The following is a 12,150-nucleotide window of genomic DNA, read 5'->3' as shown; positions in this document are numbered from 1 at the left end:
TGATCAAAACTACTATTTTATGAATGTTCGTTCTTCCAGTTCCTGTTGGATTTTCTTCAATTCTTGTTCCTTTTCATCCCGATAAAATAAATTGTACGTATCAAACGGAATAATCCGGCCATCCGGATGGGCGATATGGACACAGGATTTTTTTACGGAGCGGACATCAAAGTTATGTGCATCTAAGAACTGCATAATAATCACCCGGAAGACGTTGTCATAGCCGATTTCTCCCGGCATTGCCACCTTTGGCAGGCAGCATAACAAGTCCTTCAAGGACAAGGCCGAGGAATCCGGAGAATGGTTCAAGGAGAACAATTTAAATATCATATTTTTAATATTATCGTCCTGTTCAAAAACGATGGTGTTGCGCTCGCCTTCCAGCAAAATATTAGGATCGATTAATCCTGTTAGCGGCGTCACATCCCCATTAAGCTTTAAGGCATAGCCCATTGCCAGGCAATCAGGATGGCATGGGACGGGGATTATATCCTTTGATCCAAAAACGTTCGATTGGTCAATAATCATTTGTCGCACTTCACTCGGCGTTAAGCGGTTAACAGAAGGGTCATATTCCTCCAATCTACCTGCTGCTTGAATAGGCTGAAAGGTCACCCCGCGGACACACTTCTGCTGCAGACCGTATTGAATAATTTTTCCTACTTCATGGTCGTTTAATCCCTTTTTCAAGGTGACAACAAGTGTAGTAGATATATTAAATTCATTTAAATGGTCAATCGCCTTTTGACGAATCTCTCGTAAATCTACTCCCCTTAATTCCTCCAATGCTCCTTTTTCAAAGCTGTCAAATTGAAGATAGATTTCAAAGCCAGGAGAATACGAGGCTAAGCGCTTGACGAATTCCTTGTCATTGGCAATTCGGAGCCCATTTGTATTCACCATTATATGCCGGATCGGCCGTGATTTTGCCATGTCCAGGATGTCAAAGAACTGCGGATGAATCGTTGGTTCGCCACCGCTGATTTGGACAATATCAGGCTCACGCTCATTTTTAATAATGCTATCTAGCATAAATTCTATTTTTTCTATGCTGCGGAAGGTCCCTTTATGCGGCGAGGAATCCGCATAGCAGATCGGGCATTTCAGGTTGCATCGCTCGGTAATCTCCAATAATGTCAAACAGCTATGCTGTTCATGGTCCGGACATAGGCCACAATCATAAGGGCAGCCGTATTTAATTGGAGTATTCCAGCGATATGGCATTTCCGAGGACTTAATAAATTCACGGCACCACTTATAATAATCGACGTCTGTTGAAATCAAAACCTTTTCCCTGCCGTGCTGCATACAATGCTTAACCAAATAAACCTTTTCATTTTCAATGATGACCTTGGCTTCCACTTTACGAAGACAGGTTGAGCAAATGCTGTTTGTTAATTCATAAAATAAATACGGCCGGTTAGGCATGGATTTCTCTCCTCTTCTCTGTTTGTTTTTTATTAATGAGCCATATGTAATACAAGATCCCCAGCAAGCTTGCCACTTGAATATTGTTTAAAAGCCAATATGGGTGCGGGGTTGGTTTAATAAAATCAATCATTAACCGAAACGTTAAATAACCAAGCATGTACAGCTGAAATAGCAAGCCTTCCCAGCCGATACTATTTCTCTTTAGCTGAAAAAGTGCGAAGGCAAGAGCACCCAAAAAAGCTATTTCATAAAGCTGTGTGGGGTGCCGCTTTATTCCGTCCCCAAAGTCCACCCCGGTGATCCAGGTCGTGGCGGTCCCATATGTGTGGTCATCCAGGCCTGTTAAAAAACAGCCAATTCGTCCAATCATCATTCCAACGGCCAATGGCAAAACAAAGTCATCACCGGTCGAGCGCGTCCAGCCAATGCATTTTTTGGCTGTTTCAACACCAATCAGCCCGCCTAGTAATCCGCCGACGATTGTTTTTCCTTCCATTAAATAAATAAGATTATGCCAATTTTCCAACGTTTTCTTTGGATCTTCAAGCCAATAGAGAAATTTGGAGCCGAAAGCAGCGCCTAAGATTGCCCCAACAATGACCCAAAGGGCTTTATCCATTGGGATTCTATCTTTATTTCGTGTATATAAATAAACGCGGAAGCCGATAAAATAGGCTAATGATTCTAATAATAGATGGGGGTGAATACCAAAAATATAGAAAGGGAAGTTCACTAAAACGTTATCCTCCTTTCAAAGAATACTCCATGTTTTCTTCTTTATCTTATCAGAATCATAGGAAAAAATTATCATATTTTTAAAAATTTTCTAAACGTTATTGTATTTCTTTCTTTTTTTCGATCCTCGATATAAACTGATAGATGAACAAGTTTTATCCGAGGTGAATCTGTGAACTTTCCAATCCTTGAAACCAAAAGATTACAATTAATCAAACTCACCCATCGCCATGTCGACAGTTTGTTTGAAATATTTTCGCAAGATGAAGTAACGAGGTTCTATGGAACCGAACGATTTACCCTGCCAGCCGAGGCCATGAAATTAATTGATTTGTTTCAAAAGAATTATCAAGATAAACGGGGAATCCGCTGGGGAATTAAGCTGAAGGAGAATCAAAAGATTATTGGGACCATCGGTCTTAATAACCTGCAACTGAAAAACAAACGGGCCGAAATTGGCTATGAACTGCATCCTGCCTATTGGAGAAAAGGGTATGCGACTGAAGCCAATAGAGAAGTATTACAGTTTAGTTTTACGCAAATGAATCTTTATCGGATCGGGGCCATCGTCTATCCGGAAAACGAAGCCTCGGTCAACCTGCTTCAAAAAATGGGCTTTACGAAAGAGGGCATTCTACGGGGCTATATGCATCAGAACAATCATATTCATGATACATATGTATTATCGATACTAAAGCCAGAATGGGAAAAGAGCCAGGTAAATAAGTAACCTGGCTCTTTTCATTCTTCAAAGTAGTCTTTAAACTCCTTCGGATCGTTAGCCTTTTCATTATGATAATAAGGATTATTTTCGGTAACGTTCTTTGGGTCCAAATTTGTTTTAATTACTAACATGGGTCCGGTTGGACTTTCCGCAATGATTCGGTCATTTAACTTATCAAAATCAGTCATATTTCCATTTCCCGGTTGTTTTGGTTCCAAGTGATTACCACCTCCTAGAAATTAGCATGCTGATTTTAACTGGTAAACATGCATTCAAACATTTCTCGAAAAAAGAAAAACTAGGAAGCAAAAACCTCCTAGTTAAAGTTATTCTTCTTCGCCACCTACTAAGAAATCCGGACTTAATTCTTCGAATTCCTCGTCGTCAACATCCATGCCCCATTCATCATCATTATCTCTGCATCCTTCAGGATTTACGCGGACACAAACCTTGGTTTCGCCAATGACTTCAACCAAGAACTCCCTTTCGACATGAACGATGATTTTGTTGCCATTTGGGGAAATGACGGCTTCACAAGTGTTTGGCTGCTGCAGTACTTTTGCTACAATTTCGCTGTCGTCCATGCAGTCATGGTCACGGTATTTTAACTTAATGACATCTGTGTATTGGACCCGTTCTGTAACAACTTCTGTTCTTGTGTTATCGTTAAAGGAGTACCAAGTATTGATGTCATAATGTCCGTGTATCTCAACCGTTTTACCAACTTTTTTCGCGTTATATTTATGGTTGATAACCCAACAGCCGAGAACGCTGGATGGATTGTGTGCCGGGCTAATCGTATGATTGGACTTTGTAAACTTCCGTCCCTTCGCTACTACGGCCTTCGCAAATATCTCTCTATATTCTCCCATTTTGCGCGAACCCTCCTCATTCAGTTTCATTTCATCCTATGCGAATGTCTATACTAGTGTGATATCAAAATCTGCGAATACTGGATAAAAGTTTAGTCATGATTCATCTTATGCGGGATGTCTAGGTGTGTGCCTTAAGGGGGTAGTCTTTTGCGGAGGAATCCATAGGAAAAAATAAGCCAGACTTCAGAAAGTCTGGCTTACATTTTTAATGCTCGTGATCGCAATCATCGTGTCCTTCACAGGCTCCGCCGCCATTTTTCATGCTGGCGCCGGTTTCCCCAAGCAGCACATCGCCGCCTGTTGAAATAATGATTTCATCTGTGACAGTATTTGAAATGGTTGTCGCAATTAACTGAAGCAATTCATTTACTTCAATTTGCGATTCCTTGAAATCTTGAACAACTGGAATGTCATCCAGCTCTTGTTCGATTGAAGCGATTTTTTCTTCCACCTTTTTCAATGCTTCCGGTTTGCCATAATGCTGCAGGTTTACAGCTTGCTTTTGCAATCCCTTAATATCAGCAATTAATGTTTTTACCTTTTGATTATCATGAATTTGCGCTTCTGCCCGTTTAAAGAAATCCACTTCCTGAGTATCTGCAATCATGCGAGCCAATTCTTTTGCACGAGCGACGATATCGTCTTTTGTATACTTCGTCACTTTAGTTCACCTCTGCTGGTTCTAGTTCTTCCACCATTTCTCCGTTTAATGACCATGTTTTTGCTTCATTAATTCTTACTTTTACAATTTTGCCAATCGCTGACTTAGGACCAACAAAATTGACTAATTTGTTCTTGCTTGTATAGCCGGCAAGGACATCCGGATTGTTTTTACTTTCCCCATCCACTAGTACCTCGACAATTTGGCCCTGATATTTTTTCATAGCCTCAGCAGAAAGCTCATTTACAAGGTTGTTTAAACGCTGTAAACGTTCTTTTTTTACTTTCATTGGGACGTTATCCTCCATCTTGGCCGCTGGAGTGCCTTCACGTGGAGAGTAAATAAATGTATAGGCAATTTCAAAACCTACTTCACGGTAAAGTGACATTGTTTCTTCGAATTGTTCGTCGGTCTCGTTTGGATAGCCGACAATAATATCCGTTGACAATGCGACATCCGGAATGGCGGTTTTGATTTTTCTAACTAGCTCTAAATATTGTTCTCTTGTGTACTTACGAGCCATAATTTTCAGTACATCCGTTGAGCCTGATTGTACTGGCAAGTGAATATGATTCATTAAATTGCCCCCCTTTGCTAGGACTTCAATTAAATGGTCATCAAAGTCGCGCGGGTGGCTTGTTGTGAAACGAACTCTTGGAATATCAATTTTACGGATTTCATCCATCAGATCTCCAAGTCCATATTTCAAATCCTCAAAGTCTTTTCCGTAAGCATTCACGTTTTGACCAAGTAAAGTGATTTCCTTATAGCCCTGTGCTGCTAACTGGCGCACTTCCTGGATGATTTCTTCAGGACGACGGCTGCGTTCTTTACCGCGTGTAAATGGAACGATACAATACGTACAGAATTTATCACAGCCGTACATAATATTTACCCATGCCTTGATATTGCCGCGGCGTTCCTTTGGAAGGTTTTCAATTACGTCGCCTTCCTTGGACCATACTTCTACTACCATTTCCTTAGACATGTATGCTTCATGAAGGATATTAGGCAGTCTGTGAATATTATGAGTACCAAAAATCATATCAACTTGCTGATATGTTTTTAAAATTTTATTAACGACTGACTCTTCCTGCGACATACAGCCGCAGACGCCAAGAAGCAGGTCCGGCTTTTCCATTTTTAATGCTTTCAGGTGGCCAAGCTCACCGAATACTTTATTCTCCGCATTTTCGCGAATCGCACAAGTATTCAATAGAATAACATTGGCATCCTCAGTACGGTCAGTCGGCTCATAACCTAAAGCTAAAAAGATTCCTGACATTACTTCTGTATCGTGTTCGTTCATCTGGCAACCGTAAGTGCGAATATAAAACTTACGGCCTTTACCCATTCCGCGAAATTCTTCTGGAATAGCAAAATCATTTTGGTACTTTACTTCTTCTTTACCACGCTTTTTGGCATCTTTTAAGGAAGGCCCAGTAATTACTTGTTCGAAGTATTTGCTGTAATCCTTGGCGGATTTTTTGTCCGAAGAATTAGCAGCGTTTACTTGCTGACCTTCTAATCGTTGCTTTTCGTTCATGTGGGTTAATCCCCTTTCTTTAAAAAATTACTTCTATTATTATAAAGAATGCTAATTTTTTACTGTGCATAGAATTAACGGTTAATCTGCACATTATAATAGTATAAAGGTTTACGAACCTGAAAACAATAGAAAATCTAAGCTGCTTTCGACAATCACACTCTATAAAAAAAATCCCGAGGGAGTGCCTCGGGATTTTCTTCACCATTACATGAATTCAGCAACTAATTTATCAAAATAATTTTGATCAAGCTCAAGGTCTGCTTGAGTTAATGGAGTTTCTTTGTACCCATGAACTAATTCTTGGTAAGATTTTTGCTCCGTATTTTGATAAATAAGACCAGTTACTAAACCTTTATGCTTCATTAATGTTTGCATCGCTGCTTCGCGGTTATGTGGATCATAACCCTCGATATCGCTAAGCTTAGTAAGATTTTCTTTGAACCAGTCATAAGTGTTTACTTTATTATAAGTTACACATGGGCTGAATACGTTGATTAAAGAGAAGCCCTTGTGATTAATACCAGCTTCGATTAACGCAGTTAAATCTTTCAAATCTGTTGAGAAGCTTTGAGCAACAAAAGTTGCGCCCACAGTCAGTGCCATTTCCATTGGGGAAATCGCTTGTTCGATGGAACCTGCTGGTGTTGACTTTGTTTTAAAGCCAGCAGCTGAGCGCGGAGAAGTTTGACCTTTTGTTAAACCGTAAATTTGGTTGTCCATAACGATATAAGTAACGTCAATGTTACGACGGATTGCATGAATCGTATGACCCATACCAATCGCAAAGCCGTCACCGTCACCGCCGGAAGCGATAACTGTTAAATCGCGGTTAGCCATCTTAACGCCTTGTGCAATTGGCAGTGAACGGCCATGGATTCCGTGGAATCCGTATGAATTGATATAACCAGAAATACGACCAGAACAGCCGATACCGGAAATAACTGCTAAATTTTCAGGTTCTAAACCAACGTTTGCAGCAGCACGTTGAATTGCCGCTTGTACAGAGAAGTCGCCACAGCCAGGGCACCAGTTCGGTTTTACATCATTTCTAAAGTCTTTAAAAGTGGCCATTTAGAACAACTCCTTTGCTTTTGTATAAACTTCGTGAGGTAAGAATGGATTACCATCATATTTCACATGCTTAACAATCTTGTCTGCATGTCCAACGTTCATTTTGATAATATTAGCCAATTGACCAGTCGCATTATTTTCTAACACGACAACCTTCTTCGCTGATTGAATAAGCGGAAGAACCTCATTAGTCGGGAACGGATGGATTAAGCGAATATGAGCATGGTTCACTTTTAAGCCATCATTTTCAAGACGTCCCATTGCTTCTTCAATAACACCGCGAGTCGAGTTAAAACCAACGAATAAAACGTCAGCTTCTTCATGCTTCGCATTTTTATACACAGGTGTATTAAAGCGAATATTATCTAATTTACGCATACGCTTATCCATCTGGGCTAGACGGTTTGCAGCTGATTCAGATGGTTTACCAGTTTCAGCATGCTCAACACCTGTTACGTGGTGAATACCGTTTTTCATACCAGGGATAACACGAGGTGAAACACCATCTTCTGTTACTTCATAACGTTTGAAATATGCTTTTGCATCGATCTCTGGAAGATCGCCAGATAACAGCTTACCACGACGAATTTCAACTTTCTCAACGTTTAATGGTTCAACAGTTTGTTTACCCAGGGATAATTGCAAGTCAGATAAGATAATTACCGGAACTTGATATTCTTCAGCAAGGTTGAAAGCTTCTGCTGTATCATAGAAAGCTTCTTCTACTGTACTTGGAGCCATAACTATTTTTGGAATCTCTCCATGTGTTCCGTAAATCATAGCCATAAGGTCTGATTGTTCTTGTTTTGTTGGTAATCCTGTTGAAGGACCACCACGCTGTGTATCAACGATAACTAACGGAACTTCAGTCATACCCGCAAGACCGATTGCTTCCATTTTCAATGATAAACCAGGGCCTGCAGAGGCAGTAATAGTACGAACTCCAGCATAGTTAGCACCAATAGCCATTGTAGCTGCAGCAATTTCGTCTTCAGTTTGAATAACTGTTCCGCCAAGTGCAGGAAGCTTCTTAATTAAGTATTCCATAATCTCGGAAGCAGGTGTAATAGGGTAAGCAGCCATAAAACGACATCCGCCTGCAATAGCACCAAGGGCAATCGCATCGTTACCAATCATAAACATGCGCTGTTTGCCGTCAGCTTTTTCAAGATGCATTGGCTCGACGCCTTGTCCAAGCTTATCTTTCATATTGTCAAAGCCAGCTTTAATGGCTTCCATATTCTTTGCAACTACCTGGTCGCCCTTTTTGCCAAAAATTTCACGTACAACTACCTCAAATACTTGGATATCCAAATCTAAAACGGCCGCGGTAGCGCCGATTGCAACCATGTTCTTCATTAATGAAGTACCAAGCTCTGTTGCAATTTCCGTAAATGGAACTACAAATAAAGAAGCTTCTGTATCTTCAGGCTTAGTTGGACCAAATTTAGCATCAGCAAGGATTAGTCCTTTGCTGTGAAGTTCTTTGTAGTTTAAATCAATTGTTTCTTGGTCAAAAGCGACTAGGATATCAAGATCATCGGAAATAGAACGAACTTCTGTCGTGCTTACTCTGATTTTATTATTCGTATGGCCGCCCTTAATACGTGATGAAAAGTGACGATAACCATACAGGTAATAACCTAAGCGATTCAGTGCGATTGCAAAGATTTCACCGGTACTCTCAATACCTTCACCTTGTTGCCCGCCAACTTTCCATGAAAGTTGCTTAATCATGACTTACACCCCTTTGGATATGTAAAAGATAATTAAATAAACATGTAGATTATAGCACATTTCCGAGTAAACCACTAGAAATTGTGATTTTTAATGCTTTAAAGCCCAAAAACTAGAGTCACGGAGATATACTAAACGCTTACAATTCTAGACCTATAAAGTAAAAAATGCAACCCTTTGGCTCGAAATAATGTCTAAAATATGAATATTTTTTTATTATTTTAAATTACTTGATTTACCTACTAAAAATATCAAGAATAAATGGGCAATTACAGTATTTTTAAACAGTTTTGCCAATTCTTCTGCCTTTACGGTTATGTCCCAGTATTCCATTTTCGAAATATTCTATCATATATCAGAATAGTATTCTTTAATTATGGTAAGCAAACAATGCATTCACAACGAGAACACAAAAATACCTGCTTGTATAAAACAACCAGGCACATAAAACTTTGAATTTTTTATACCCACGGCTTTTTTCTACCGCGGTTCTACAATTAACTTTATAGCTGTGCGTTCTTCCCCATCGATTAAAATATCGGTAAACGCAGGGACACAAATCAAGTCAACTCCGCTAGGCGCTACAAATCCTCTTGCAATGGCTACTGCCTTAACGGCTTGATTTAATGCACCCGCACCTATTGCCTGTATTTCTGCTGCACCTCTTTCACGCAGAACTCCGGCAAGTGCACCAGCTACAGAATTAGGATTAGATTTTGCTGAAACTTTTAATATTTCCATTCCTAGCTCCCCCTTGTAATAATCCCGATCCCGCATGAGCAGTTTCATGAATCAATCAGGTATAAAACATTCCACTGCTACTATATTCACGAATCAAATAACATATTCCAGCTTGGACAAAAATAAGGCATATAAAAAGAGCAAACGAGAGTGTTTGCTCCTATGAATACCAAGGATGGTCATCATTGATTAAGATTGGTTCAATTTTTTTGGCAAGGCCTGTTTTTTGATCCAGAACCATATGCACTGCGCTTAATTGATTTCTTCCTCCTGTTGGGACTTCAAATCGTACCGGCAAACTTGTAAGAAATCGTTTCAAGACCGCTTCCCTTTCCACGCCAAGAATGCCGTCATACGGGCCCGTCATGCCCACATCAGTTAAATAGGCTGTTCCCCCTGGAAGGATGCGGTTATCGGCTGTTTGGACATGTGTGTGGGTCCCTACAACAGCCGATACCCTTCCGTCCAAATACCAGCCCATTGCCTGCTTTTCGCTCGTCACTTCAGCGTGGAAGTCAACGAAAATGAATGGTGTTCGTGTCCGCGCCAATGCAACGAGCTCATCGGCCTTTTGAAACGGGCAATCAATTGGATTCATAAATGTCCTTCCCTGTAAATTGATGACTGCCACTTCAAAGCTGTTTATTTTTAGAAAAATAATTCCTTTACCAGGCGTGTCCTTTGGAAAATTGGCCGGGCGGACTAAATATTTGGCTTGATCGATAAATTCAAATATTTCGCGATTATCCCAGGCATGATTGCCTAATGTTACAGCCTGTGCACCCTGCTCTAAAAATTGCCGGTAAATTTTTTCCGTAATTCCTTTACCGCCTGCGGCATTTTCACCATTAATAATCGTTATTTGCGGACGATATTTTTCTTTTAATCTTGGCAGATATTCTTTTACCATATCCCTGCCTGGAGAACCGACGACATCGCCGATAAAAAGTATGTTCATGTTTTTGCCCTTTCGTAAATAAAATGTGTTAATTAGAAGTTTAGCATATTTTTTTATGCAAAAAAATAAAGCGATGCAAAAGCACCGCTTTATTTCGCGTATTCAACAGCCCGAGTTTCACGGATAACTGTTACTTTAATATGACCTGGATAGTCAAGCTCTTCCTCAATTCGCTTCCGGATATCCCGTGCCAGACGGTGTGCAGCCAAATCATCAATTGCTTCCGGTCTGACCATAATCCGAACCTCACGGCCTGCTTGGATAGCGAAGGATTTCTCAACACCCTCATAGGATTCGGAAATCTCCTCAAGCTTTTCAAGGCGGCGGATGTAGTTTTCGAGAGTTTCACTTCGTGCACCTGGTCTTGCTGCTGACAAGGCATCAGCTGCTGCAACAAGGACCGCAATAATCGATGTTGGTGCGGTATCACCGTGGTGTGAAGCAATACTGTTGATGACTACTGGATGTTCCTTGTATTTGGTCGCAAGCTCAACACCAATTTCGACATGGCTTCCTTCCACTTCATGGTCAATTGCTTTCCCGATATCGTGGAGAAGTCCGGCCCGTCTTGCCAGTGTTTCATCCTGTCCAAGCTCTGCGGCTAATAATCCCGAAAGCTGTGCTACTTCCATTGAGTGTTTTAACACGTTTTGACCGTAGCTTGTACGGAACTTCAGGCGGCCAAGGATTTTGATCAGATCTGGATGGAGTCCATGAACACCGACTTCAAAGGTGGTCTGTTCGCCAACCTCACGGATATATTCATCCACTTCACGGCGTGATTTTTCCACCATTTCCTCAATCCGGGCTGGATGGATGCGGCCGTCTTGAACAAGCTTTTCAAGCGCCAAGCGAGCGGTTTCCCGACGAATAGGATCAAAGCCTGATAGAATGACAGCTTCAGGAGTATCATCAATGATTAAATCAATACCTGTTAACGTTTCAAGGGTACGGATGTTTCGTCCTTCACGTCCAATGATACGGCCCTTCATTTCGTCGTTTGGAAGGTTTACGACTGAGACAGTTGTTTCCGCTACATGGTCAGCTGCGCAACGCTGGATAGCCAAGGAAAGTATTTCTTTCGCTTTCTTGTCAGCTTCCTCTTTTGCACGATTTTCGCTTTCCTTAATCATCATCGCGGTTTCATAAGCGAGTTCATTCTCAGTCCGATCTATAATGATCGACTTCGCTTCCTCACGAGTTAAGCCCGAAATTCGTTCGAGTTCTAATTGTTGTGTACGTACCAACTCGTCCACTTTGCTTTCCATCTCTTCAATATGCTGTTGTCTTTGATTTAGAGAATCATCCTTCTTTTCTAGAAGAATTTCACGCTTGTTTAACGTTTCATCCTTCCTGTCTAAATTCTCTTCTCTTTGCAGTAAACGGTTTTCTTGTTTTTGCAGTTCATTTCTTCGTTCACGAACCTCACGTTCTGCTTCGGTACGAAGCTTGTGAATTTCATCCTTTGCCTCTAACAGGGCTTCCTTCTTTAAGGATTCTGCATCGCGTTTTGCATCTTCTAAGATTTGCTCTGCAGCATTTCTAGCTCCTGCTATTTTTGCTTCAGCAATGGATTTACGAATAAAATAGCCAACAACGGCACCGACGATAAGGCCAAGCAAAATGGAGATGATAGTAATTAAATCCAATCGTTACACCTCCTCTTGC

Annotated in this window: 12 protein-coding genes; 1 reads left to right on the top strand and 11 read right to left on the bottom strand. The window is 40.9% G+C overall.

Annotated features, from left to right (window positions below):
• Nucleotides 1-12 precede the first annotated feature (12 nt).
• Entirely contained in the window at nt 13-1,428 is a 1,416-nt protein-coding gene (locus tag V5M37_RS09660) for a radical SAM protein (protein ID WP_423801728.1), read from the bottom strand.
• Nucleotides 1,421-2,164 carry a prolipoprotein diacylglyceryl transferase gene (locus tag V5M37_RS09655; RefSeq protein WP_423801727.1) on the bottom strand — a complete coding sequence of 248 codons (744 nt, stop codon included), beginning with the start codon at nt 2,162-2,164 and terminating at the stop codon, nt 1,421-1,423. Before V5M37_RS09655 ends, V5M37_RS09660 begins: the two co-directional genes overlap by 8 nt.
• A gap of 174 nt (nt 2,165-2,338) precedes the next feature.
• Here V5M37_RS09655 and V5M37_RS09650 point away from each other — a divergent pair, with 174 nt between their 5' ends.
• Nucleotides 2,339-2,896, top strand: a complete 558-nt coding sequence (locus V5M37_RS09650; RefSeq protein ID WP_423801726.1) for a GNAT family N-acetyltransferase — start codon at nt 2,339-2,341, stop codon at nt 2,894-2,896.
• 11 nt (nt 2,897-2,907) lie between these two features.
• On the opposite strand, the gene V5M37_RS09645 is transcribed toward V5M37_RS09650, so the two are convergent.
• From V5M37_RS09645 to rny, 9 genes are all read right to left on the bottom strand, one after another.
• Nucleotides 2,908-3,108 carry a hypothetical protein gene (locus V5M37_RS09645; protein ID WP_423801725.1) on the bottom strand — a complete coding sequence of 67 codons (201 nt, stop codon included), beginning with the start codon at nt 3,106-3,108 and terminating at the stop codon, nt 2,908-2,910.
• A 108-nt stretch (nt 3,109-3,216) separates the two neighbouring features.
• On the bottom strand, nt 3,217-3,762 hold the full coding sequence (locus V5M37_RS09640) for an outer spore coat protein CotE (RefSeq protein WP_423801724.1): 546 nt from the start codon (nt 3,760-3,762) through the stop codon (nt 3,217-3,219).
• Between the two features lie 208 nt (nt 3,763-3,970).
• Nucleotides 3,971-4,426, bottom strand: a complete 456-nt coding sequence (locus V5M37_RS09635) for a RicAFT regulatory complex protein RicA family protein (RefSeq protein WP_213140730.1) — start codon at nt 4,424-4,426, stop codon at nt 3,971-3,973.
• 1 nt (nt 4,427) lies between these two features.
• Nucleotides 4,428-5,972: a tRNA (N6-isopentenyl adenosine(37)-C2)-methylthiotransferase MiaB gene (miaB, locus tag V5M37_RS09630; RefSeq protein ID WP_423801723.1), complete on the bottom strand. Its 1,545-nt coding sequence runs from the start codon at nt 5,970-5,972 to the stop codon at nt 4,428-4,430.
• A 207-nt stretch (nt 5,973-6,179) separates the two neighbouring features.
• Nucleotides 6,180-7,046 carry a 2-oxoacid:ferredoxin oxidoreductase subunit beta gene (locus tag V5M37_RS09625; RefSeq protein ID WP_213140732.1) on the bottom strand — a complete coding sequence of 289 codons (867 nt, stop codon included), beginning with the start codon at nt 7,044-7,046 and terminating at the stop codon, nt 6,180-6,182.
• Nucleotides 7,047-8,783, bottom strand: coding sequence for a 2-oxoacid:acceptor oxidoreductase subunit alpha (locus V5M37_RS09620; protein ID WP_423801722.1), 1,737 nt, complete (start codon nt 8,781-8,783; stop codon nt 7,047-7,049).
• 480 nt (nt 8,784-9,263) lie between these two features.
• Nucleotides 9,264-9,524: a stage V sporulation protein SpoVS gene (spoVS, locus tag V5M37_RS09615; protein ID WP_038541258.1), complete on the bottom strand. Its 261-nt coding sequence runs from the start codon at nt 9,522-9,524 to the stop codon at nt 9,264-9,266.
• Between the two features lie 160 nt (nt 9,525-9,684).
• A complete protein-coding gene (locus V5M37_RS09610; RefSeq protein WP_423801721.1) occupies nt 9,685-10,482 on the bottom strand; it encodes a TIGR00282 family metallophosphoesterase in 798 nt (265 codons plus the stop codon).
• 89 nt (nt 10,483-10,571) lie between these two features.
• Nucleotides 10,572-12,131, bottom strand: coding sequence for a ribonuclease Y (gene rny, locus V5M37_RS09605; RefSeq protein WP_423801720.1), 1,560 nt, complete (start codon nt 12,129-12,131; stop codon nt 10,572-10,574).
• Nucleotides 12,132-12,150 lie beyond the last annotated feature (19 nt).

The organism is Neobacillus sp. SAB-20_R2A, from assembly GCF_049568635.1.
GTDB classification, from domain to species: domain Bacteria; phylum Bacillota; class Bacilli; order Bacillales; family Cytobacillaceae; genus Neobacillus; species Neobacillus citreus.
The sequence above is the reverse complement of the archived record's forward strand: the minus strand, read 5'-3'. Positions and strand labels throughout refer to the sequence as shown.

What these genes read in the sequence shown, in the direction of transcription:
- V5M37_RS09660 (WP_423801728.1), bottom strand. Translation starts at nt 1,428, where the DNA reads ATGCCTAACCGGCCGTATTTATTTTATGAATTAACAAACAGCATTTGC.
- V5M37_RS09640 (WP_423801724.1), bottom strand. Translation starts at nt 3,762, where the DNA reads ATGGGAGAATATAGAGAGATATTTGCGAAGGCCGTAGTAGCGAAGGGA.
- miaB (WP_423801723.1), bottom strand. Translation starts at nt 5,972, where the DNA reads ATGAACGAAAAGCAACGATTAGAAGGTCAGCAAGTAAACGCTGCTAAT.
- V5M37_RS09625 (WP_213140732.1), bottom strand. Translation starts at nt 7,046, where the DNA reads ATGGCCACTTTTAAAGACTTTAGAAATGATGTAAAACCGAACTGGTGC.
- V5M37_RS09620 (WP_423801722.1), bottom strand. Translation starts at nt 8,783, where the DNA reads ATGATTAAGCAACTTTCATGGAAAGTTGGCGGGCAACAAGGTGAAGGT.
- spoVS (WP_038541258.1), bottom strand. Translation starts at nt 9,524, where the DNA reads ATGGAAATATTAAAAGTTTCAGCAAAATCTAATCCTAATTCTGTAGCT.
- V5M37_RS09610 (WP_423801721.1), bottom strand. Translation starts at nt 10,482, where the DNA reads ATGAACATACTTTTTATCGGCGATGTCGTCGGTTCTCCAGGCAGGGAT.